Origin of the sequence: Pseudomonas sp. NPDC008258 (genome assembly GCF_042956345.1) — a bacterium.
GTDB lineage: Bacteria > Pseudomonadota > Gammaproteobacteria > Pseudomonadales > Pseudomonadaceae > Aquipseudomonas.
Genome location: NZ_JBIBGE010000011.1, coordinates 53,368 through 77,291 on the forward strand (window position 1 = coordinate 53,368; position 23,924 = coordinate 77,291).

At 64.0% G+C, this 23,924-nt stretch carries 19 protein-coding genes; 4 read left to right on the forward strand and 15 right to left on the reverse strand.

Annotated features, from left to right (window positions below):
* Positions 1-115 precede the first annotated feature (115 nt).
* From ACFY9W_RS11195 to ACFY9W_RS11205, 3 genes are all read left to right on the forward strand, one after another.
* Complete coding sequence (locus ACFY9W_RS11195) at positions 116-1,237, forward strand: aromatic ring-hydroxylating dioxygenase subunit alpha (RefSeq protein WP_201205183.1); 1,122 nt, start codon at positions 116-118, stop codon at positions 1,235-1,237.
* A gap of 78 nt (positions 1,238-1,315) precedes the next feature.
* Positions 1,316-2,287 carry a 2Fe-2S iron-sulfur cluster-binding protein gene (locus ACFY9W_RS11200; protein WP_391129749.1) on the forward strand — a complete coding sequence of 324 codons (972 nt, stop codon included), beginning with the start codon at positions 1,316-1,318 and terminating at the stop codon, positions 2,285-2,287.
* A gap of 199 nt (positions 2,288-2,486) precedes the next feature.
* The gene (locus ACFY9W_RS11205) at positions 2,487-3,566 is read left to right on the forward strand and encodes a PAS domain-containing protein (protein ID WP_391129752.1); all 1,080 of its coding nucleotides are present in this window, start codon (positions 2,487-2,489) and stop codon (positions 3,564-3,566) included.
* Positions 3,567-3,699: 133 nt separating this feature from the next.
* Here the strand turns inward: ACFY9W_RS11205 and ACFY9W_RS11210 are convergent, their stop codons facing one another.
* From ACFY9W_RS11210 to ACFY9W_RS11280, 15 genes are all read right to left on the reverse strand, one after another.
* The gene (locus ACFY9W_RS11210) at positions 3,700-4,533 is read right to left on the reverse strand and encodes a LuxR C-terminal-related transcriptional regulator (RefSeq protein ID WP_391129755.1); all 834 of its coding nucleotides are present in this window, start codon (positions 4,531-4,533) and stop codon (positions 3,700-3,702) included.
* Positions 4,534-4,586: 53 nt separating this feature from the next.
* Complete coding sequence (locus tag ACFY9W_RS11215) at positions 4,587-5,999, reverse strand: aminotransferase (RefSeq protein ID WP_391129758.1); 1,413 nt, start codon at positions 5,997-5,999, stop codon at positions 4,587-4,589.
* A 34-nt stretch (positions 6,000-6,033) separates the two neighbouring features.
* A complete protein-coding gene (locus tag ACFY9W_RS11220) occupies positions 6,034-7,137 on the reverse strand; it encodes an extracellular solute-binding protein (protein ID WP_391129761.1) in 1,104 nt (367 codons plus the stop codon).
* Positions 7,138-7,481: 344 nt separating this feature from the next.
* Positions 7,482-8,183 (reverse strand): NAD(P)H-dependent oxidoreductase, encoded by a 702-nt coding sequence (locus ACFY9W_RS11225; RefSeq protein ID WP_391129764.1) that lies wholly within the window; start codon positions 8,181-8,183, stop codon positions 7,482-7,484.
* 43 nt (positions 8,184-8,226) lie between these two features.
* The gene (locus tag ACFY9W_RS11230; protein WP_391129767.1) at positions 8,227-9,405 is read right to left on the reverse strand and encodes an aminotransferase class I/II-fold pyridoxal phosphate-dependent enzyme; all 1,179 of its coding nucleotides are present in this window, start codon (positions 9,403-9,405) and stop codon (positions 8,227-8,229) included.
* A gap of 24 nt (positions 9,406-9,429) precedes the next feature.
* Entirely contained in the window at positions 9,430-10,659 is a 1,230-nt protein-coding gene (gene alr, locus ACFY9W_RS11235; protein WP_391129770.1) for an alanine racemase, read from the reverse strand.
* Between the two features lie 34 nt (positions 10,660-10,693).
* Complete coding sequence (locus ACFY9W_RS11240) at positions 10,694-12,301, reverse strand: 5-guanidino-2-oxopentanoate decarboxylase (protein WP_391129773.1); 1,608 nt, start codon at positions 12,299-12,301, stop codon at positions 10,694-10,696.
* Positions 12,294-14,411, reverse strand: a complete 2,118-nt coding sequence (locus ACFY9W_RS11245; protein ID WP_391129776.1) for an acetate--CoA ligase family protein — start codon at positions 14,409-14,411, stop codon at positions 12,294-12,296. The genes ACFY9W_RS11240 and ACFY9W_RS11245 overlap by 8 nt, the downstream gene beginning before the upstream one ends.
* A gap of 17 nt (positions 14,412-14,428) precedes the next feature.
* On the reverse strand, positions 14,429-15,589 hold the full coding sequence (locus ACFY9W_RS11250; protein WP_391129779.1) for an acyl-CoA dehydrogenase family protein: 1,161 nt from the start codon (positions 15,587-15,589) through the stop codon (positions 14,429-14,431).
* A 32-nt stretch (positions 15,590-15,621) separates the two neighbouring features.
* A complete protein-coding gene (locus ACFY9W_RS11255; RefSeq protein WP_391129782.1) occupies positions 15,622-16,416 on the reverse strand; it encodes an enoyl-CoA hydratase-related protein in 795 nt (264 codons plus the stop codon).
* A 342-nt stretch (positions 16,417-16,758) separates the two neighbouring features.
* Positions 16,759-18,165, reverse strand: a complete 1,407-nt coding sequence (locus ACFY9W_RS11260) for an amino acid permease (RefSeq protein ID WP_391129785.1) — start codon at positions 18,163-18,165, stop codon at positions 16,759-16,761.
* 196 nt (positions 18,166-18,361) lie between these two features.
* Positions 18,362-20,614: an ATP-binding protein gene (locus ACFY9W_RS11265; RefSeq protein WP_391129788.1), complete on the reverse strand. Its 2,253-nt coding sequence runs from the start codon at positions 20,612-20,614 to the stop codon at positions 18,362-18,364.
* A complete protein-coding gene (locus tag ACFY9W_RS11270; protein ID WP_391129791.1) occupies positions 20,611-21,387 on the reverse strand; it encodes a transporter substrate-binding domain-containing protein in 777 nt (258 codons plus the stop codon). Before ACFY9W_RS11270 ends, ACFY9W_RS11265 begins: the two co-directional genes overlap by 4 nt.
* Positions 21,384-22,100 (reverse strand): response regulator, encoded by a 717-nt coding sequence (locus tag ACFY9W_RS11275; RefSeq protein WP_391129794.1) that lies wholly within the window; start codon positions 22,098-22,100, stop codon positions 21,384-21,386. Before ACFY9W_RS11275 ends, ACFY9W_RS11270 begins: the two co-directional genes overlap by 4 nt.
* Positions 22,101-22,173: 73 nt before the next feature.
* Entirely contained in the window at positions 22,174-22,818 is a 645-nt protein-coding gene (locus tag ACFY9W_RS11280; protein WP_391129797.1) for a TetR family transcriptional regulator C-terminal domain-containing protein, read from the reverse strand.
* Positions 22,819-22,915: 97 nt separating this feature from the next.
* Between ACFY9W_RS11280 and ACFY9W_RS11285 the strand changes: the two genes are divergently transcribed.
* Entirely contained in the window at positions 22,916-23,662 is a 747-nt protein-coding gene (locus ACFY9W_RS11285; RefSeq protein ID WP_391129800.1) for an enoyl-CoA hydratase-related protein, read from the forward strand.
* The last annotated feature ends 262 nt before the right edge of the window (positions 23,663-23,924 follow it).

A 23,924-nucleotide genomic window follows, 5' to 3' on the forward strand; every position in this document is an offset into this window, starting at 1 on the left:
GGCGATGGGCTGCGAAGCAGCCCTTTTTGAAGAGTTGAATTTTTTTTGCCCGATCTGTTAACCAGTAGATACGCGTTAACCAACAACTATAAACCGAGCTTGTGAGAGACCTGTCATGAACGACTTCAAACGCCTGCCCGCCGATTTCTGCGCGAATGCCGAAGAGGCCTTCACCATTCCCGCCAACTTCTACACCCAGGCCTCGGTGTTCGAACATGAGAAAGAAGCCATCTTCGCCCGCAGCTGGATCTGCGTGGGCCACCGCAGCGAAGTGGCAGACAACAACGCCTACATCACCCGCGAAGTGATTGGCGAAAGCATCATTGTCGTGCGCGGCCGTGACAGCGTGCTGCGCGCCTTCTACAACGTCTGCCCGCACCGTGGCCACCAGCTGCTCAGCGGCAGCGGCAAGGCCAAGAACGTCATCACCTGCCCGTACCACGCCTGGACCTTCAAGCTCGACGGCGAGCTGGCCCACGCCCGCAACTGCGATAACGTGGTCAACTTCGACAAGGAAAACTCCACCCTGGTGCAGCTGCGCGTCGAGGAATACGCCGGTTTCATCTTCATCAACATGGACATGGACGCCGGCTCCGTCGAAGACCAGCTGCCTGGCATGCAGGCACGCATGCGTGAAGCCTGCGCGGTAATCGACGACCTGCACCTGGCGGCACGCTTCGTCAGCGACACCCCGGCCAACTGGAAGTCGATCGTCGACAACTACCTGGAGTGCTACCACTGCGCCCCTGCCCACCCAGGCTTCTCGGACTCGGTGGACGTTGGCCAGTACAGCCACAGCATGCACGGCAACTGGACCCTGCAATACGGCCTGGCCAAGCCATCGGAGCAGTCGTTCAAGTTCGATGAAAGTGTGAAAGACCCGTCGTTCGCCGGTTTCTGGGCCTGGCCGTGCACCATGTTCAACGTGCCGCCAGGGGCCAACTTCATGACCGTGATCTACGAGTTCCCGGTCGATGCCGAAACCACCCTGCAGCACTACGACATCTACTTCCTCAACAAGGACATCACCGAAGAGCAGCAGAAGCTGATCGACTGGTACCGCGAAGTGTTCCGCCCAGAAGACCTGCGCCTGGTCGAAAGCGTGCAAAAGGGCCTGAAATCCCGTGGCTACCGTGGCCAGGGCCGCATCATGGCCGACCGCGAGCGCAGCGGCATGAGCGAACACGGCATTGCCCACTTCCACAACCTGATCGCCGTGGCCCACCTCGACGATTGATGGCAACCGCTCCACGTTAATGTGCACGTAAAGGTGCGCGGCAGGGCCTGCCGCGCGCCCAGGCAGTCGAGGTGAACCATGGCCAACACTTATGAAATGTTCAGCGTCCGCGTAACCGACGTGGAACACGCCACGCCGCTGATCAAGCGCTTTACCCTGGCCCGCGAAGACGGTGAGGCGATGCCCGCCTTCACCGGTGGCAGCCACGTCATCGTGCAGATGCAAAGCACCGACGGCAGCCAGTACAGCAACGCCTACTCGCTGATGAGCGACCCGCGCGATACCCGCAGCTACCAGATTGGCGTGCGCCTGGAAGAGCAGTCCAAGGGCGGCTCGGCATTCATGCACCAGCAGGTGCAAGTGGGCACGCGCCTGACCATTTCCTCGCCCAACAACCTGTTTGCCCTGGACCCTGCGGCCGGCCGCCATGTGCTGATTGCCGGTGGTATCGGAATTACCCCGTTCCTGGCGCAACTGCATGAACTGGAAGGTGGCAGCACCGACTACGAACTGCACTATGCCTTCCGCGCTCCGGAGCACGGCGCGTTCCAGGACCAGCTGGCCAACGGCCCACATGCCGCCAATACCCGTTTCTACATCGACAGCCTCGACCGCAAGCTCGACCTCGCCGCCTTGTGCGCGGGGCTGGATGAGCAAGCACACCTGTACGTGTGCGGCCCCAAACCGCTGATCGACGCGGTCATCGCCTGCGCCGCCAAGGCCGGCATTGCCGAGCACCGCGTGCATTGGGAACAGTTTGCTGCCACGCCGGTCACCGGCAGTGCCTTTACCGTGGTGCTGGCGCAGTCGGGTGTGGAGTTGCAGGTGGAAGAAGGCATGACCATCCTGCAGGCCATCGAGAAGTCCAAGGCCGCCAAGGTCGAGTGCCTGTGCCGCGAAGGGGTTTGCGGTACGTGCGAGACGGCCATTCTTGAGGGCGAAGCCGAGCATTACGACCAGTACCTGAGCGACGAAGAAAAGGCGGCGCAGCAGAGCATCATGCTGTGCGTCTCCCGCGCCCGCACGGCCCGCCTGGTGCTGGATCTGTAAATATTGAAGGGGTGCACGGGCTTCTGTGGGAGCGGGCGTGCCCGCGAACACGGGCGAAGCCCGTGCCATCCACCGCGGTGCCTGCTTCGCGGGCAAGCCCGCTCCCACAGGTATTGCGCCCAACTCCCCTTACGTCAACCCAAAGTTGACAAGTTGCGTATACTGGCAGGTTCTTGGCCCAGATCAGGACACCCTGCCGATGTTGGAAAACAGCTTTGCCTTCCGCCTCAAGGAACTGCTCGAGCATCACAAGCTGACCCTGCAAGCCGTGGGCACGGCCTTGGGCATTTCGCGCACCGCCGTGCACAAGTGGACCCGTGGCGGCGAGATCGACTACGACAACCTGCGCAAGCTGGCCGACTTTCTCAAGGTGAACTGGATCTGGCTGCGCTATGGCGACGAGGCGTTGCAGAACATCCAGCAACCGCAGGTGGTGGAGCTGCCGATGACCGACCTGCGTCGGCGCCTGACCGCCGAGATCATGGAAAGCGAAACGCGCATGAAGCTGGCCCAGGAAGGCGCACGCATCGTCACCTGGGAATGGAACCTGATCAGCGACGAAGTCACCTATTCACCCAACGTCGAGCAGGTGTACGGCTGGCCGGTGCACCACAACGAAGACTTCTGGAAGCACCTGCCGGCCGAAGATGTGGCACGCATGCAGGCGATGTATGCCGAGACGGTGCAAAGCGGCACCAGTTGCGAATGTGATTTTCGCCTCACCCGCCCTGACGGTACGTTGTGCTGGATTTCGTCCCGCGCCACGGTGGTACGCGACAGTGCCGGGCGCTCGGTGAAGATGGTCGGCATCAGCATGGACAACACCGAACGCCAGGTGGCGCAGCAGGCGCTGAGGCAAAGCGAAGAGCGCTTTCGGGCGATTTTCGAGCTGGCCTGGGGCGCCCTCGCCTACATCGACCCGAACGGTACCTGGCAACGGGTCAACAGCAGCTTGTGCGACATGCTGGGCTACCGCGCCGAAGAGCTCTATGCCACGACGTTCCAGCACATCACCCACCCCGACGACCTGCCGCTGAACATGCAGCTGCTGCAACGCATGCTGGCCGGCGAAACCGAACGTTACGAAGTGGAAAAGCGCGTGCGCCACAAGAATGGGCAGTACATCTGGGTGCGCGCACGCACCTCGCTGCAACGCCACGACAACGGTGAGCCGGAGCACCTGATCAGCGTGTTCGAAGACATCAGTGCCGAGCGCCAGGAGCACGAGCGGCTACAGGCGCACATCGCCGCCCTCGAAGCCCGCCTGGCCGCTTCGTGACCTACCCGGAATTTCAGACTTGACGCGATCCCTGTGGGAGCGGGCATGCCCGCGAAACAGGCACCGCGATGGATGGCACGGGCTACGCCCGTGTTCGCGGGCACGCCCGCTCCCACAGGGACCGCGATAACTTCTAGATTTTCAGCTGATCACCCCGCAACCAATCGATAAACCGCGCAAACAACTCCGACTGCGAGTTGATCTCCAGCTTCAGGTACAGGTTCTTGCGGTGCATGCGCACCGTCTCCGGTGAGATACCCAGCTCCAGCGCAGTGGACTTCACCGAGTGCCCACGCAGGATCATGTGTGCCACCTCGCGCTCACGGTCGGTCAGCACCTGGCAGCCAAAGCTGTCGAACGCCGCTTGCAAGCCGCCGCGCTCGGCCGGTGCAGTGCCGGGCTCCAGGTTGTGTCGGGCATAGCGCCCCAAGAGTTCACGCACCATCGGCTCCAGCGCCCGCAGCAAATCCACCTGCCCCGCACTCAAGGGCGTGCCGCTGCAACCCTGGAACAGGCTCAACGACAACTTGCGGCCCGCACTGAGGTCGACGATGTAGTAGCTGTCTTCGCTGCAACCGGTAGCCAGGTAATAGGCCTTGTAGTAGTCACTGTCGAAGAAATTGTCGGGGGCGATTTCCTGAAGGTGGTAAAAGCCCTCGGCCAGGCCGCCTTGCACGGCCAGGCAGAACGGGTCGAGCAGGTAGCCTGCGCTGAAGTAGCGTTCCAGCACAGCAGCACGGTGCAGTTCGGGAATGCCTTGCTGGTACAACAGCTGCGGCGCCCGCCCCTGGCACTCCAGGCTGATCATCATCGATTCCACCTGCACCAGCTGGCCGATGGCAGCGGCAACATACGCCAGCGCGTCGGGGGTTTCGCTATTGGCCAATGCACGCTGCAACGCAGCATGCCATTGCTGCAGCGCGCCCATGGTGAGGGTAAGCGGAGTTTCGGGAGTGGCCTGGGTCATGCCCGGCAGTCTAGCCTGCCGGGCACGCCCTCGCACAGCCCTTTGCGCCAGGTTCATCGGCCCTGGTACAGGCCAAGCGCGGTCAGTTCCCGCGCGGTTTCGATGATGCACTGGCGCAGGGTCTCGACGATCTCGTCCACCTGCGCATGGGTAACGATCAACGGCGGCGACATCACGTTCAGGTGCATGATCGGGCGCACCAGCAGCCCTTTTGCCTGGGCCTTGCTGTGGATGCGTTCGCCAATGTTCACCTCGTCCGGGAACAGCGCCTTGCTGGCCTTGTCGGCCACAAACTCGACACAGGCCATCAGCTTCATACAGCGCACATTACCCACCAGCGGCAACTCGCGCAGGCTTTGCAGGCGTTGCTCCAGGTAGCCGCCAACGTCCTTCACATGGTCCAGCAAGCGCTCGCGCTCGATGATCTCGATGTTCTTCAGCGCCGCCGTGCAGCACACCGGGTGACCGCTGTAGGTAAAACCATGGGTGAAGCAGCGGCCCTTGCCCGGCTCGGCAATGACCTTCCAGATACGTTCGGAGAAGATGCACGCGCCCAGCGGCAGGTAGGCCGAGGTCAGGCCCTTGGCGGTGGTGATGATGTCGGGGGTAACGCCAAACAGCTCCTCGCTGGCGAAGAACGTGCCAAGGCGCCCGAACGAGGTCACCACTTCATCGGCGACGAACAGGATGTCGTAGGTCTGGCACAGCTGCCACATGCGCTGGAAGTAACCCTTGGGCGGAATGATCACCCCGCCCGACCCCATGATCGGCTCGGCGAAGAATGCCGCCACGTTGTCGGCGCCTAGCGAAAGGATCTTGTCCTCGAACTCGGCCACCAGAAAGTCGAGGAACTCGGCCTCGTCCATGTCATGTGGGGCGCGGTACGGGTTGGGGTTGGAGACGTGGTGGATCAGGTCGTGGTGGTAGTCGAACTCCGGTACCCGGTCGGCGGCCTTGTTGCCAATCGACATGGTCAGCGTGGTGGAGCCGTGATAGGCGTTGTAGCGGGCGATGATGTGTTTCTTGTGCGGCTTGCCGCGGCAGTTCTGGTAGTACTGGATCAGCCGGTAGGCGGTGTCGACAGCGGTCGAGCCACCGGTGGTGAGGAACACATGGTCCAGATCGCCCGGTGCCAGCTGCGCAAGCTTCTGGCACAGCTCGATGGCCACGTCGTTGGCCATGTCGGAAAACGGGTTGGAATACGCCAGCTGCCGGACCTGGTCGGCGATGGCCAGGGCCATCTCCTCGCGGCCCAGGCCGATGTTGGTGCACCACATGCCGCCGACGGCATCGAGAAAGCGGTTGCCGTGGGTGTCACGGATATAAGCGCCTTCACCGGCGACAATGTTCAGCGCACCTTGCTCGCGGTGTTCGTCGAACACGTGGTAACCGTGCATGTAGTGGGCCTTGTCGGCTTCCACCAGTGGGTCGTGGGCAATGGCGAATGCTTTGCTTGGGGTGGCCATGGGCAGCTCCTTGGCGGGAATCGTTGGGCAGTGTTCAGAACCCGGTCTTGACCGTGCTCCAGACCCGGGTAATGGCGCGCGTGTCTTTCGGGCTCTGGGTTTTCTGCGCGAACAGGCGCTCACGGGTTTGTGCGTCGGGGTAGATGGCCGGGTCCTGGCGGATGTCGTCACTCACCAGTGCGGTGGCGGCGGCGTTGCTGTTGGCGTAGTGGATGTAGTCGGTGACCTTGGCCATGGTCGGCGGCTGCAGCAGGAACTCGATGAAGCGGTGAGCGTTGGCCGCGTGCGGGGCATCCTTGGGGATGTACAGGTTGTCGAACCAGATCAGCGAACCTTCCTGGGGGATGAAGAACGACAGCTTGATGTCCTTCTTCGCCTCCACCGCACGGGCCTGGGCGGTGGCGTAGTCGCCGGACCAGGTCAGGGCCAGGCAGACATCGCCGTTGGGCAGGCTGGTGAGGTAGTTGACCGAGTCGAACTTGCGAATGTAAGGGCGGATGCTTAGCAGCAGTTTTTCGGCGGCCTTGAGGTCGGCTGCGGATGCGCTGCGCGGGTCTTTGCCCAGGTATTGCAGGGCCAGCGGGATCACCTCGGTGGGTGCGTCCATCAGGGTTACGCCGCAATCGGCAAAGCGCGAGACGATCTTGGGGTCGAACAGCATGGCCAACGAACCGATGGGGGCGTCGGGCATGCGTGCGGTGATCTTGTCGACGTTGTAGGTGACCCCCGAGCTACCCCAGGTGTAGGGCGCCGAATACTTCAGGCCTGGGTCGTAGCCTTGCAGGTTGTTGACGACTTGCTGGTCGAGGTTGTGCCAGCTGGGCAGTTGCTGCTTGTCCAGCGCCTGGAACACCCCGGCGCTGATCAGCGGCGGCACCAGGGAGGCGTTGAGCATGACCAGGTCGTAGCCGGAACGGCCGGTGAGCAGTTTGGTCTGCACCGTTTCGTAGCCATCGAAGGTGTCGTAGATGACCTTGATGCCGGTGGCCTTCTCGAAGTCGGCCAAGGTGGTTTCGCCGATGTAGTCGGTCCAGTTGTACAACCGCAACGTGTTACCGCTGTCCACCTCTGCCGCCTGGGCCAGGCTGACGCCCGACGCCAGCAGCAGGCCACCCATCACCTTCAGTACCTTGCGCATGGCAACTCCATCGTGTGAATGCTCCGGTTCGAGCCGATGGGTTCACTATCGGGGGATTTGCCGAAGGGGGACATACCCCGAATGTGTGGGTGGTCGTTTTCAGACACCGTCTGCATGTTTTCAAGGCCCACGCGGTCCCATAGAACTGCGCATAACTTACTGATTTAGCGAGGACCCTGTGGGAGCGGGCATGCCCGCGAACACCGGCGCAGCCGGTGCCATGCATCGCGTTGGATTCTTCGCGGGCACGCCCGCTCCCACAGGGTACGCGGAGCGCCCAGCATCAGTTCTCTGCGCGACAGCGCAGCCCAATGGGCTGGGCTCCCACAGGAACTGCGTTCGGCTCAGGGGAGTGGGTACAGCGCCTCATCGAACTGCGCCAGCTTTGGAAACACCAGCGGCTGGTCATCGCTGAGCTGCTCCAGCCGCTGCCGGTACTGCTGCAGGAAGCCCTGCCGCGCCTCATCGCTGATATACGGCACATGCCAGGCCACGAACGGCGCCAGTACGTCAAAGCCGACATAGGCCAGGGTGCCACGCAAGATCGGCCGTAACATATCCTCCAGCGGGCCATGGATCGCCCCCTCGCCAAACATGTGCTCGCGCCCGCCCAGGGTCACGGTCACCAGCGCCCGCTTGCCCGCCAACCCGCCCTGGTCGTAGAAGCGCTTGCCGCCATAGCACACCCCCGACACCAGCACCCGGTCGATCCAGCCCTTGAGCATGGCCGGTGCCGAGAACCAGAAGATCGGGAAGTTCAGCACCAGCAGGTCAGCCCACAGCAGCTTGTCCAGCTCCTGCTGGATGTCCTCGGCAATGGCACCGCGCTTTACCCCCTGGCGTTGCTCCAGCGCATACACCAGGTACTGCGGGTTCTCACGCTGGGTAAAGTCTTCAGCACTGGCCACCGGGTTCCAGCCCATGGCGTAAAGGTCGCTCACCTGCACCTGGTGGCCCTGGGCGCGGAAGGTTTCCACGGCCTGGTCGCGCAATGCGGCGGTAAACGATTGTGGCTCGGGGTGAGCGTGGACGATCAGTACATTCACTCGTGTTCTCCTTGCACAAAACAGGTTGTTTTGCCGCTGTGGCCTAGCCTTGCATCAATTCGCCGGCACAGCAGGCGATGCGCTGGCAGGCATCGACCAGCGCCTCATTACCGAGCACCAGGCCCAGGCGGATATGCCCGGCGGCGCTGGGGCCAAAGGCTTCGCCGGCAAGTACCGATACCCCCTGGCTGTCCAGCAGGCGGTCGGCGAAGGCCTGGGCGCTGAGGCCGGTTTCGCGGATATCCACCATCACGAACATGCCACCATCGGGCTTCAGCGCCTTCAGGCCCGGGCAGCCGGCCAACTGCTCGCACACCAGGTCACGGCGCTGGCGGTAGGCCTCGCGCATGGCATCCAGTTCAGGCAACTGCTGCTCCAGCGCCACCACGGCAGCGTCCTGGATGAAGTCCGGCGAGCCGTACAGCATGCACAGGGCGAGGTTTTCCAGGTGGGTGGCCAGGTCCGTCGAGCCGACCACCCAGCCCATCCGCCAGCCGGTCATGGCGTGCGACTTCGACAGGCTGTTGAGGGTGGCCGTGCGCTCGGCCATGCCCGGCAGGCTGGCGGGGCTTACATGTTCGCCTTCGTACAGCAACTCGCTGTACACCTCATCAGAGATCAACCACAGGTCATGGGCGATGCACAGTTCGGCCAAGGCTTCCCAGGTGGCGCGAGGCAGGCTCGCCCCCGAGGGGTTGTGCGGGCTGTTCAAGGCCAGGGCGCGGGTACGCGGGGTAATGCGCGCCGCTACATCACGCGGGCACACACGGAAGCCGTTCTCCGGCTTGACCGGCACCGGCACCACCTTGGCACCACAGGCACCGAACACCGCCTCATAGGTGACGTACATGGGTTCGGCAACGAGCACCTCGTCACCGGGGTCCAGCACACACTGGGCGACGCAGTACAGCGCACACTGGGCCCCAGCCAGCACCGTCACCTGGTCGGCGTTGACGGCCTGGCCACTGCGCTGGCGGTGGCGGTTGGCAATGGCCTGGCGCAGGGCCAGCTTGCCGCGCACATCGGCGTAATGGGTGTGGCCCGCACGCAGGCTGTCGATGGCCGCCTCGACGATCGGCGCAGGTGTGTCGAAGTCCGGGTCACCTACCGACAGCAACAGGATGTCCTTGCCCTCGGCCTGCAACGCCAGGGCGCGGTAGTGGATGTCCCAGGCCGCAGCCCCGTCGCCGGCGATGCGTTGGGTAAGCTTGGCGTAGCGCATGGCAATCTCCCTTCTTTGGCGGTTTCAGTCGACGAGGATCTTCGGGTTGGAACTGCCCCACACGGTGTACAAGTCGGCGAGCAACGCGCCGTTGATTTCTTCCATCTCGGCCTGGGTGATTTCAGCCCCGGCCTGCTTGCCGAACAGCACCACTTCGTTGCCACCCTTCACGTCAGGGAAGTCGGTGACATCCACCATCAGCGTGTTCATCGACACCTTGCCCACCACCGGCACGCGGTGGCCGTTGATCAACACATGGCCCTTGTTGGTGAACACCCGGCGATAGCCGTCGGAATAGCCGACCGTGATATTGGCCAGGCGCGAATCACGGGCCAGGGTGAAGGTGCGGTCGTAGCCGACGGTGTTGCCGGCCGGGTAGCTGTGCACCGCCGCCACGTGCGATTTGAACTGCATGGCGCGTTTGTATTCGGTGCGCTCCGGCACAGTGTCACCAAACAGCGCGCCACCGGTGCGCACCATGTCCAGGCGCGCTTCCGGCACCTCCAGCGTAGCGAACGAGTTGGCGGCATGCAGGGTGAGCTTGCTGCGGTCGAGTTTGGCGTGCTTGATCAGCCAGTCGGTTTGCTCGTTGAACGCTGCCAGGCCCTTGCGTACATCGTCCTTGTCTTCCACGGCGAAGTGGGTCATCAGCGCGACCAGCTTGAGGTGCTTCTGGTCGGTGATCTGCAACGCTTCGCCGCGGCCGGACCACGTGGCCATTTCAACGCCGTTGCGGCTCATGCCGCTGGAGTTGAGCGCCATGTGGATCCGCAAGGTCTTGCCATGGCGTGCGGCGATTGCATCAACCTGGCGTGCGAAGTCGGCGCTGCCGACCAGCTCTTCCATATCGTACTGCAAGGCATCTTCCAGCTCGCTCAGGCTGGCCAGGCGTACCCGCACCAGTTGCCCGGTAAAGCCGCTGGCGCGAACTACTCTAGCCTCCTCGTTGCTGGCCACCGCCACGCAAGGCACGCCTTGGGCGATGATCGACGGCATTACCAGGCCGATACCGTGGCCATAGGCATCGGCCTTGAGCACTGCGCACAGCTTTGATTTGCCGGCCAGTTCGGCCTGCAGGGTACGGATGTTGTGTTGCAGCGCGCTGGCGCTGACTTCGACCCAGGCGTTGCTGTTTTGCACGGTCAGGGCGTTGGTGCCGTTGTCCATCGACAGTGGCGGCGCGGCATACAGCGGGGCTTGACCGGTGATCAGCAGGGCCAGGGATGCGGCCAGAAGGGTGCGGCGAAATGGCATGTTGGTTTCTCTTGTTCTTGTCGTTGTGCGCGCTTTAACAGACGCAGGTGTGTTTGAGTTCGATAAAGGTCACGCCGGGTGTGGCAAAACCGCTGGCCAAGTCGGCCTGCAACGCGTCCAGATCACGCGGCTGGCGCACTGCGCAACCAAAGGCACGGGCCAGGCCGGTGAAGTCCGGGTTACGCGGCAGCACGCCGACCGGCTCGATGTCCAGGCCGATCATGTCATCGCGGATCTGGCCGAGGGCGTCGTTGTTCCACAGCAGCACCACCAAGGGCCGGTCCAGCTCTTCTACGGCCGTGGCGAGTTCCTGGGCGGTATAAAGGAAACCACCGTCGCCCACCAGTACCAGGCCGGGGCGGTGGTCGGTGGCGAGCATGCCGCCAATGCCGGCCGGCAAGCCGTAGCCGAGGGTGCCGTAGCCGTTGGGATGCAGCCAGCTGCGCGGCGCCCGGCTGGCGAAGGCGTAGTTGCCGGTGTAGGCCAACTGGGTCATGTCGCTGCTGATGAATGCGTCGTCGGGCAGCACGGCGGCAATGCGGTCAAGAATGGCCTGGTGCGTAGCCTGCAAAGGCGCATGCCCATTACGGATGGCCCGACGCAGGCTGGCCACCGCTTCACTGGCCTGGGCCGGCTCGCGGTCGAGTGCCGGCAAGTGATCGAGCAAGCCGGCCACGGTTTGCCGGGCATCGCCGTACAGGGCAATGGCACAAGGGTAGAAATCGTTGAACTTGCGTGGGTCGATGTCCACGCGCAACAGCTCGCCAGTGATCGGCAGGCGCTCGCGCCAGAAGTCGGTATCGGCCATTTCGGTGCCCACTGCCAGCACCACATCGGCCTGGCTGATCAGTTGCCAGCCAGGTTCCACGCACAGGCTTGAACCGGCATTCAGTGGTGCGTCAGGCGGCAGCAGGCCCTTGCCAGCCACGCTGGTGAACAGCGGTGCCGCCAGCCGGGTGCTCAACCGGGCCAGTTGTTCGGCCGCATGCAACGCCCCTCCTCCGGCAATGATCATCGGCCGCTTGGCTGCTGCCAGCTTGAGGGCAGCCTGGTCGAGGGTTTCACGGCACGGCTGGCCACGCCCAGGGCGGCGCACCACTTCATCGCTCCAGTCGCGGCTCACCGGCGCAGCCAGCACGTCCAGTGGTACCGAGATATGCACCGGGCGCGGCCGTTCACTGTCGAACACGGCCCAGGCGCGGGCAACCAGCTCGGGCAGGTCTTCGCCCCGCAGGGCCACGGCAGAAAACGCCGTGATCGGCGCAGTCATGGCGCGTTGGTCCTGGGTTTCGTGCAGGCAACCCCAGCCCTTGCCCAGGCTGGCGGTGTGGTTGACGCTGGAAATCACCAGCATCGGCACCGAGTCGGCATAGGCCTGGCCGATGGCGGTGGCGGCGTTGGTCACCCCGGGGCCGGTGATGACAAAGCAGACCCCTGGCTTGCCGCTGACCCGGGCGTAGCCATCGGCCATGAAACCGGCGCCCTGCTCGTGCCGGGTCAGCACATGGCGAATACCGCTGCCCGGCAGGCCGCGGTACAGCTCCAGGGTGTGCACCCCGGGGATACCGAACACCGTCTCTACGCCATAGTTGGCCAACAGGCGCACCAGCGCCTGGCCGGCAGTCAGGGTCAGGTCATTCATGTCGTTCTCCTTGCGCCTGGCCGAGGCGGATCAGCGCATCGACCGCAGTGGTGCCGTGGGCACCGACCATCAATGGGTTCACATCCAGTTCCAGCAGTTGCCCGGCGTTTTCACAGGCATAGTCGGCCACTGCACGGATGGCTGCGACCAAGGCGTCGAGGTCGGCGGCCGGGCGGCCGCGGAAGCCTTGCAGCAGGCTGGCACTGCGCAGGTTCAGCAATGCCGCACGAATGGCGCTGTCGGTGGTGGGCAGCAACAGGCTGACGCTGTCCTTGAGCAGCTCCACCAGCACGCCACCGGCGCCAATCACCAGGGCCAGGGCGAAGTCCTGTTCGCGCTTGATGCCGACGATCAGTTCGGCCAGCGGCGGCTCAGCCATGGGTTCGAGCAGCACCTGGTCGAACGCTGCTTGCGGGGCGTAGGCCGCGATGCGTTGGCGCATCTGCACCAGTGCAACCTCCAGGGCGGCGGCATCGCGCAGGTTTAGCGCCACCGCGCCCGCTTCGGTCTTGTGCGGCAGCTGTGCGCTGACGGCCTTGAGCACCAGCGGGTAACCCACGCGAACGGCGTCTGTCACGGCGCGCTCGGGCGTGCTCAGCACCCCTGCTGGTACCGGCAGGCCGAAAGCGCGCAGGGCCTGTTTGGATTGCCATTCGTCCAGCAGCCGGCTCTCGTCGGTAAGGGCCTGCGGGCACAGCGGTACCCTTGCTGCCTCGCCCTGCTCCAGCAACCTTTGCCGGTTACGTTGGTAGGCGACGATTCGGCCCCAGGCCGCCAGGCCGTCCTCGACGCCCTGCAAAGCAGCGATGCCGCGTGAATGCAGGCGCTCACGTGCGCTGGCGGGTAGCAGTTCCGGGAAGGCCGAGGTCACGAAGCCGATTTTGCCGTGGCGCTCCAGCGCATCGCAGTACAGCGCCAGCAGCAGGTCGCACTCCTTGCGTTCGCCAGTAAATTCCGCCGGGTAGTCGAGCACCAGCATGGCCGCGTCGGCAGCGCCGCTGAGCGTGCTGTCGAGCATGCGTTGCAGGGCGGCTGCATCGCCCCAGATGGCCGTGGTGAAATCCAGCGGGTTGACCAGGTTGGCATAGGCCGGCAACACGTCGGCCAGTTGCGCCACCTGCGTGTGTTCCAGCTTGGGCAGGTTCAACTGGTTGCGCTCGGCATAGTCGGCAATCAGGCCGGCATCCCCCCCTGAACAAGCCAATGCAATCAGCTCGCCGTCGGCCGGCAAGCGCCCGCAAGCGGCGGCCTTGAGCGTTTCGACAAAGCTCACCGGGCCACTGACGCGGATTACCCCCAGGCGCTGGAACAGGCTGTCGTACAAGGCATCGGGACCGGACAGCGAACTGGTGTGGCTAAGTGCCAGTTCCGCACCGATCTGCGACACGCCTGTCTTCAGGGCAATGATTGGCGTGCCCTGTTGCAGCGCCTTGTAGGCGGCGCGGGCAAAGCCCGGCACGTTCTTCAGGCCTTCCAGGTGCAGGCCGATGGCAGTGACCCGAGGATCGTCGAGCAGAACGTCCATCAACTCGGCCACGCCCAGCTGCGCCTGGTTGCCGACAGAGGCCATGTAGGCCACCGGCAACGAGCGGTCACTCATGGACAGGTTGTAGGCGAAGTTGCCGCTCTGGGTAAGGATCGCCACGCCCTTCTCCACCTGTTTACCGCCATGAGCCACTGGCCACAGCGCGGCGCCGTGCAGGTAGTCGAGCAGGCCGTAGCAGTTGGGGCCGAGCAAGGCCATGTCGCCAGCAGCGTCAAGCAGGCGCTGTTGCAACAGTCGGCCCTCCTCACCGCTTTCGGCAAAGCCGGAGGCATAGCAGATGGCACCACCGGCACCCCGTGCGGCCAACTCGGCCACACATTGCAAGGTCAGTTCACGGTTGGTGGCGATGAACACCGCGTCCGGTGCATAAGGCAAGTCTGCCACCTGCGCCACACAGGGGATGCCTTCGAGGCTTTCATGCTGCGGGTTGACCAGCCACAGCTCGCCGCCAAAGCCCCCTTCGGCGCAGCGCTTGAGAGCCCGCGCCATGCTGCGCCCGCCAACGAAGGCCAGGTGCCGGGGCGCCAGCAGGCGCTTGAGGTTGTCACGAATCGAATGCGACATGGGTGTTCTCCTGGCGCTCAACGCAGCAGCGGGCGCAGCAATTCGCGGGCGATGATGTGCCGCTGGATCTCCGAGGTGCCTTCCCAGATGCGCTCAATGCGCGCGTTACGCCAGATGCGTTCGACGGGGCCTTCGTCCATCAGGCCCATGCCGCCGAAAATCTGTACGGCTTCGTCGGCGACCTTGCCCAGCGTTTCGCTGGCAAAGAGCTTGGCCATGCCGGCCTCGCCATCGGTCATGCTGCCCTGGTCCATCTTCCAGGCGGTGTGCAGGGTGAGCATTTCAGCGGCACGAATCTGCGTGGCCATGTCGGCCAGCTTGAACGACACGCCCTGGTAGCTGCCGATGGCCTGGCCAAACTGCTTGCGGTCAGCAGCCCATTGCAGCGACAGGTCGAGGGCGCGCTGGGCCTGGCCGACGCAGTTGGCGGCGACCATCACCCGGCCGGCGGTGAGCCAGGCATTGGCCACCTCCCAACCCTTGTCGACTTCACCCAGCACCTTGCAGGCCGGCACCCGGCAGTCGTCGAAGAACAGTTCGTAGGTGTGGTATCCGCGGTTGCTCACGCACTTGGGGCCACGGCGGATGGTCATGCCCGGCGTGCCACGGTCCACCAGGAAGGCCGTGACGGCGTTGCGCTTGCGCCCGTTGTGCTCGTAGGTGTCGGTGACGGCGAAGACGATGGCGAAGTCGGCATGCCCGGCGTGGCTGATGAAGTGCTTGCTGCCGTTGATGACAAACTCATCGCCCTGGCGCACGGCGCGTGTCTTGATGGCATTGGCATCAGAGCCGGCGCCCGGTTCGGTCAGGGCGAAGCAGTCGGTTTTCTCACCCTGCACGCAGGGCAGCAGGTAGTCGTTGATCTGCTCATCCTTGCAGGCCATGAGAATTTTCGAAGGCCGGGCAACGAACACGTGCAGCGCCCAGGACACCTTGGACAGCTCGCGTTCGATCAGCGCCTGGGACAGGTAGTCCAGGCCACCGCCGCCGACTTCCTCGGGCATGTTGAAGGCGTAGAACCCGGCGGCGATGGCCTTGCCGCGAATCTGCGCGGCAAGCTCGGGCGACACGGCATCAGCGCGGTCCACCGCTTCTTCATGGGGCAGCAGCTCCTTGGCAACAAAGCTGCGTACCGCTTCCACCAACATTTCTTGTTCTTGGGTCAGTTGGAAATTCATCTGCGAAGGTCCTGGTCAGGGTCGGTATCGGGTTACTGGCCGGTGAAACGCGGGGCGCGGCGCTCAACCGAGGCTTGCAGCGCCTCGGCGCCATCCTGGCTGCGGCCGCACAGCAGGCCGGCGTGGCGTTCGGCCTCCAGCTGTTCGGCCAGCTCGCGCCGGGCGCCGTCGCGGATCAGCCGCTTGGTTTGCGCGTAGGCGAAGGTCGGGCCGTTGGCCAGGCGCCCGGCCAGTTCGGCGGTTACTGCCGGCAGTTGTTCGTCAGGGCACACGTCGCTGACCAGCCCGGCTGCCAGGGCGCGTTCGGCGCCCCACAGTTCATCAAGGAACAACAGGCGCTTGGCCTGTTCGCTGCCGATCAGCCGCGGCAAGTGCCAGCTGGCGCCGGCATCGGGGCTGTAGCCCATGCTGGTGTAGCCAGCCTTGAAACGCGCCGAGGCGGCGGCGATGCGCAGGTCGCAGCACAAGCTGAGGTCCATGCCACCGCCCACGGCGGTGCCGTTGATGGCGGCGATGGTCGGTTTGTCCAGGCTGTGCAGGCGCAGCATCAGGGCGTGGGCGGTTTCGGTCCAGCCGTAGGTTTCCAGGGTGCCTGCGGCTTCGGCGGCGGCCCACTCGGCCAGGTCGGCACCGGCGCAAAAGCTGCGGCCGCTGCCGGTCAGCACCACCACGCGTACGGCAGGGTCGCCGTTGTGGCTGTCGAGTAAGGCGTGCAACTGCTTGAGGGTGGGGATGTCCAGCGCGTTGCGCTGCTCGGGGCGGTTGAGGGTGATCCAGGCAACGCCGGCTTCGACCTTGCTCAACAGTGACGATGACGGGGTGGTCATGGGGGGCCTCGGTGTTGTTGTGATGGTTTTGAGAGGGCTTGATGAGGGAGATACTAAACGAGTGTTCAGCAAGGCGGCAATTGCTGGGGAATGAGTCTGCAATAGCGCTTTAAATTCATTTAACTAATTGTTTTCTAACGATTTTATTGACTTTAAAAGCGCTGAACCTCAGGTGATTGTTACAACTTTGTACAACTGTGAGATTGCTGGGGGCGCGTTGCGCCCCTTTCGCGACACAAGGCCGCTCCCACATGTCATCTCGCAGCCTTCCGGCTTGCGCTGTACCTGTGGGAGCGGCCTTGTGTCGCGAAAGGGCCGCAACGCGGCCCCGGCAATATTCAATCAAACCCCCGGCGCACTCGGCTCGAAGGCCCCCTGCCGACGGCGATTGACGAAGTAATACGCCGCATAGCACAGGGCAATGAAGCCAAAGCCCCAATACAGCGACGGCCGCTGGGTTTCATCCAGCGCCAGGAACACGAACAGCGAGCTGCACAGGGTGATGCACAGCAGCGGCACCAGCGGGTACAGCGGTGCCTTGTACTTCAAGTCCTGCAATTGCCCGCCCTCACGCAGGTACACCTTGCGAAAGCGATACTGCGCAAGGGCAATGACGATCCAGGTCACGGTGCCGGACATGCCGCTCACCGCCATCAGCACCATGAACAGGGTGTCGGCGGCAATGAAACTGGTCATCAACGAGATCAAGGCAAAGCACAGGGTGATGCTCAGCGCCCGCAGCGGCACGCCGCGTTTGCTCAGCGGCGACAGGCTCTTCGGTGCCATGCCGCTCTTGGACATGGCCCACAGGATACGCGTGGACGCATACAGCCCGGAGTTGCCCACCGACAGGATGGCGGTCAGGATGACGAAGTTCATCAGGTCGGCGGCGTAAGGGATGCCGACCATGTCGAACACCTGCACGAACGGGCTTTCCATCAACCCGGCCTGCTCGAACGGCACGATGGCCGACAACACGGCAATGGCCAGCACGTAGAAGATCAGCACACGGAACACCACGTTGCGCACCGCCCGCGGGATGCTCTTTTCCGGGTGCTCGGTCTCACCGGCCGCCACCCCCATGATTTCGCAGCCCTGGAAGGCATAGACCACCGTCATCATCACCGCGAACACCGCCGACAGGCCGTGTGGGAACAGCGACTCGCCCACCAGGTTGTCCAGCATCGGTGCCGGTGCCCCGCTGCTCAGCGGGATGGCGCCGAAAATAACCAACAGCCCGATGACGATGAAGCCGAGGATGGTTGCCACCTTGATGCCCGAGAACCAGTACTCCGCCTCGCCAAAAGCACGGGTGGCCAAGGCATTGAGGCCGAACAGCACGACCACGAACAACGCCGACCAGTACCAGATCGGCACCTCGGGGAACCAGCGGGTCATCAGCATGCCGGCGGCGGTGAACTCCAGGCCCACCGTGGTCGCCCAGCTCATCCAGTAAACCCAGCCGATCATGAAGCCGGTGGCCGGGCCGATGAATTTGGTGGCATGAGCCTGGAACGAGCCGGACACCGGCATCTGCACCGACAGTTCACCCAGGCAGACCATCACCAGGTACATCAGCAAACCCGCCACCAGGTAGGCCAGGATGGCGCCCACCGGGCCGCCCTGGTTGATGGTGACGCCCGAGCCCATGAACAGGCCGGTGCCAATCACTCCGCCCAGCGACAGCATGAAGATGTGCCGGCTTTTCAGTGCGCGGGTGAGCTGGATTTTCTCGTGGGTATCAGTCATGGCACACCTCGCCATTGTGGCAAGTGCGCGGGGTGGTGCGAGGAAGGGGCTGAGTGCCAGAGCATGTCATTATTCTTGTCTCCAATAAGCCTCATGGACCGCGTGCAACACGGTTGCCATGGATTATTGGAAGCAGATGTAAGGTGCTGTTGTACGAACGGATCGAAGATGTAAAAAGTCGTAAGTTTTTTGTACGTCAGCTCTGGATCAACTGTTCCAGGGTGGCACGGGCCTGGCCGAACTGGCTTGCCAGTGGCTCGGCGAGGGCGTCCAGGGCCTTTTGGTCATGCTCGCGCGCCGCGTCTTCCAGGCGTCGCAACAGCCCAGCAAGGCCAGAGAACCCAAGGGAGTCGCAGCTGCCGGCCAGGCGGTGGGCCAAGTGCTGCACATCGGTATGGTCCTGGGCCGACAGCGCCTCGGCCAACGTTGTGGTGTGTTGTTCCAGCGATTGGCGCAACACATTCAAAAGGCCTTGCAGCTTTTCTTCGCCCAGCAGTGAGCGGTGCGTGGCCAGCAGCGACCAGTCCATGTTCGGGTCTACAGGGGCCTGTTCAGCGGGCGCCGCTTCGGCCAGTGCCTGGCGAAGGTTGACCAACCGTAGCGGCTTGGCCAGCACACCCTGCATACCGGCCTCCAGGTAACCCGACACCTGCCCCGGTTGCACGCCAGCGGTCAGCGCCACTATCCGGCTATGGCGGTTTGGCCCCGGGTTGGCGCGAAGCTGCCGGCACAGTTCCACCCCGCTCATGCCGGGCAGGTGGACATCGAGCAGGATCAGGTCGAAACGCCGCTGTGCGCACACCTGCAAGGCCTGCGCGGCATCGTCGGCAAAGCTCACCCGGTGGCCATCAGACACCAGCAAGCCACCCGCCACTTCACGGTTCAGCGCCACATCCTCGACCACCAGGATATCCAGGCTGGCCGTGGCCGTGGGGGCTGAAGCACCGCTTGCAGCTTGCTGCCCATGTGCAATGTCGAGTTCGAACCAGAAGTTGCTGCCCTGCCCTTGCACGCTGTCCAGGCCAATGCAGCCGCCCAGTTTTTCCACCAGGTGCTTGCAGATCGCCAGGCCCAGGCCCGTGCCGCCATAGCGCCGGGCCACGGCCTCGCTGGCCTGCACGAAGCGGTCGAAGATTTTCGCCTGGACGGCCGGCTCGATGCCAATCCCGTTGTCACTGACCGACAGCCGCACACGCTGCGCAGCCCCGTCGCTGGCCAGCACCTGGACCTTGAGCCGCACCTGACCGTGTTCGGTGAACTTGATGGCATTGGCCAAGAGGTTGCTGAGCACCTGGCGCAGGTATTGCTCGGCGCCATGCTGATACCCAGCCAGCTGTTCATCAATGTCCAGTTGCAGCGTGTCGCCGTTCGCCACGGCCATGGGCTCGAGCAGCGCCAGCACTTCCCGGCACAACTGGCGCAGCGAGAAACCGACCAGCTCGGCCCGGCTTTCCCCCTCCTCCAGCCGGGCGAAGTACAGCACTTCGTTGAGGATCGCCAACAGGCCCTCGCCAGCTTTGTACAACGCCTCGACGCGCTGGCGGTCGGGCGCTTCCAGGCGGCCACCGCGCAGCAGTTCGGCCATGCCCAGGATGCCGTTGAGCGGGGTGCGCAGCTCATGGCTCATGGTTGCCAGGAAACGCGACTTGGCCAGGTTGGCGGCCTCGGCGTCATCCTTGGCCCGGGCCAGGCTGGCTGTGCGGCGTTCGACCATGGCTTGCAGTTCGTCGCGCTTGTCCTGCAACGCCAGGCGATCTCGCTCGCGGCGCTCGATGTCGCTGAGGATGGCGCGGCGCATGTCGTCCAGGGCGTGGGCGACGGTGTCGATTTCATCCGGGCGCGCCGAGCGACGGCGGCCCAGGCGCAACGGTTCTTGCCACTGCCCGGCACCGATCCGCCGGGCAAACTCGGCCATCACTTGCAGATGGCGGGTGACCAGGCGATAGAACAGCCCCGACAATGCCACCGCCAGGCCGCACAGGAACACGCCCATCCACAGCAGGCTGGCCAGGCCCGTGGCGTACAGCCGACGGTGCACGGCGCCAAGGTCAATACTGACTTCCAGCTCTCCCAGGTGCCTGGGTGGCCCTGAGGGGGGCTGATAATCAAGGGGGAAGCGCTCGATGCGCAGCGGCCCTTTGGGCTCGGCTTCACCCCGTAATAGCTGGAAGTCTTCGCTGACCAGGCGCACCCGGGCCACGTCGGAAAAGTCCACCAGGCCACGCAGTTGGGTATCCAGCTGCGCCTCGTCCAGGTCCCACAGGCTGCGCTCCAGGCTGGCCAGGTAGCCAGCGCGGATCAACGCCATGCGCGCCTCGATGTCACGCATCTCGCGGCGGTATTCGAAGTACAGCTGCACACCGCTGGCCAACACGGTGAAACACAAGCTGAACAGCAGGATGAACACCAGCAGGCGGCGCAGCAGGCCATCAGTGTGCAGGCGGATCATCGGGCGTCCGCCGGCAGCTTGATCATGTCGCGGTAAGTCACTTCGCTCTGCTCCAGCCAGCGCTCGATCTCACCGGCCTGGTTCATGCGCCGCAGTTGCTCGTCGATCTCGTCCATATGCTGGCTCAGGGGTGATTGCCGCGAAACCGCAACGCGCAGGTAGTCCACGCTAAGTGCCGTGGGTAATACGCGGATGTCCTGCGCCCCGGGCAGGTGCTCGATGAACAGCTCGCCGGTACGCCGCTCCTGGATCACGTAGTCGATGCGCCCGCGGATCAGCTTGCCAAAATTCTGCTGGCTGGCAGACACCCGCTCAATGTTCTGGTGGCGGGCGACGAACTGGTCGAACTCTGCGCCATAGCTTTCACCGTACAGCAACCCACCGCGGTAGCCAGCCAGGTCTTCCAGGCGTGCGAACCGAACCGGCCGAAGGCGGTTGTAGAAAACGGCCACCTCTTCGCGCACCACCGGCTCGGTGGAAAAGCGCATGCGCTGGTCACGCTGGTCGCTGTTGTAGGCCAGCACCACATCCACCCGGCCGGCTGCGGCATCCATCAGGCAGCGCTTCCAGTTGCCCAGCACCACGGTCTGTACCTGGTAGCCCATGCGTGCGAACAGCTCGCGCACCACGGTCGGCGCCAGGCCACGCACCTGGTGGCCGTCGCTCCAGGAAATCGGCGGATACACCGGATAATCGCAATAGCGCACCGTCTGCGCCGCGCCGGCCTGCACGCTGAGCAACGCCAGCGCCATCCCCCAGGCGCGGTGGGTCATGCCGCCACGCTGGCAGTGAACAGGTAACCGGTGCCGTGAATGGTGATGATCAACTGCGGTTCGGCCGGGTCGTCGTGCAGTTTGCGCCGCAGGCGGCCGACCAGCACGTCGATGGAGCGGTCGTTGGGCACCCACTCGCGGTTGCGAATCTGGTCCATCAGTTGGTCGCGGCTCAGGGTATGGCCGCTGTTGCGCAGGAATACGCTGAGTAACTGGAACTCGCCATGGGTCAGCAGGGTTTGCCCGCCGCGCGCGTCGATCAGGCGGCGGCGGTCGGTGTCCAGCGCCCAGTCGGCAAACTGCTTCAGCGACTGTGCACAGGCCGGTGCCGGGTGCTGCTCGCGGGCATGGCGCACGCGGCGGATCAGGTTCTTGGCGCGGGACACCAGTTCACGGGGGTTGAGCGGCTTGATCACGTAATCGTCGGCGCCGCATTCCAGGCCGACGATGCGGTCGATGTCGTCATTGCGGCCGGTGATGAGGATGATGCCCACCTCCGAGCGCACCCGCAGCTCGCGGGTCAGGGTGAGGCCGTCCTTCCCCGGCAGGCGGATATCCAGCAGCACCAGGTCGACTGGCTGGCTGCCGAGCAGGGCTTCGGCCTTTTCTGCCGTGTCGGCGCAGTGCACGTCATAGCCTTCCTGGGACAGATAGGCCTGCAGCAAGTCACGAATAAGCGGATCGTCATCAACGATCAATACCCGAGGCGTCATTGCGTGTTGTCTCTTTATTATTGGTGTTGTTTACACACTCGCGCCAGCAGCGTACTCGTTACTGAACAGGCGATCAACAGCCCTCGGGCAGGCTGAAGCGGCGCCGACCGCCGGCTTGCAGGCCATCGACCCAGGCCTCGCAGATAATCACGCCCTGCTCGGGGGTGAAGGTGCCGGGGTTGAGCCCCGACTCCAGCCACAGGCCGTCGAGCAAGGCGCTGAGGCTGATGGCGGCGAGATCGGCGTCGAAGCCCTGCCAGCCCTCATCCGTGGCCAGTTCGGCCAGCAACTGGCTGAGTTCCTTGCGGTACTCGCCATAGGAATGGTCATGCACCTGGTTGATGGCATCGGCGGTTTTCACAGCCCCCCAGAACGCCAGCCAGGCGTCGAGCAGTTGCGGGTCGAGCAACTCTGCGCAGAAGGACGCGCGAAAAAACGCCGACAACCGCTCGCGGGCATTGGGCGCAGCCTGGGCCATGGCCTCGCGCAGCAGGCCCATCACCCGGCCGGTAACGGCCAGGTAGGCCTCGGCCACCAGTTCGTCCTTGCCGGCGTAGTGGTGGCTGATCAGCCCGACCGAAACCCCCGCCTCGGCCGAGATCTTGCGAATCGAAGCGCCCTGAAAGCCATGGCGCTTGAGGCACACCAGGGTCGCTTCGACCAGGTTGGCTTTGCGCAATTGCGGCAGCATACGGTGGTAGCGGGCTTCCTGGTTCATCGACGGCTCTCGGTTCAGGGCTGGACTGAACGACTGTACAACAAGCAGGACTGCGTGATAAACCCATGCCCTGCCCACAACAATAAAAGCGGCTGCCATGAACGACCTGATCACACGCGAACTGGACCAAGGCCTGCTGACCCTGGTTTTCAACCGCCCCGACAAGCTCAATGCCCTGAACACGGCCATGTACCAGCAACTGGGCGACCTGCTGTTGGGGGCCAGTGAAGACCCGAGCGTAGAGGCCATCATCATCACCGGTGGGCCGCAGTGCTTCACTGCCGGCAACGACCTGCGCGACTTTCTCGACAACCCGCCCGGCGACCTGGACAGCCCGGTGTTTCGCCTGATGCGGGTGGTCATGGGGCTGGACAAGCCGCTGATCGCGGCAGTCAGTGGCGCGGCCATCGGCATTGGTGCCACCTTGTTGTTGCATTGCGACCAGGTGCTGGTCAGCCGCTCAACCAGGTTGCGCATGCCTTTCGCACCGCTGGGTGTGTGCCCGGAGTTCGGCTCCAGCCTGCTGCTGCCACGCATGCTCGGCCAGGCCCGGGCGGCCCGCTTGCTGCTGGGCAACGAGCTGCTGAATGGCGAACAGATGGTGGCCTGGGGCTTGGCCAATGAACTGCATGAGGATGGCGAACAGTGTCTGGCTGCTGCACAGCGGGTGGCGCGGCAGCTGCAAAGTTACCCGCAGACGGCGCTGCGCATCAGCAAGCGGTTGCTCAAGGACAGCCAGCGGGCCGAGCTGGAGGCGACGGTGGCGCGGGAAAGCCGGTTGTTTATCGAGTGCTTGCGCACAGAGGCGGCTCGGACGGTGCTGCGGGGGTTGGTCAAGGACTGAATGTGGGTTGCCGGGTGCTCGCCATGGCATCTTCAGCGCCTGTGAGATCGAGCGCCGCCCGCGCGGCGCTCGATCTCGCAGGCGCTGCATATCTTGTGGCCAACACCTGTCAGCCCTGATGCGATCTCTGTGTGGGTTCACCCGCGAACACCGGTGCAGCCCGTGCCATGCACCGCGTTGCTTGCTTCGCGGGTAAACCCGCTCTCATAGAACTGCGCATCACTTACTGATCTAGCAGGGACTCTGTGGGAGCGGGCGTGCC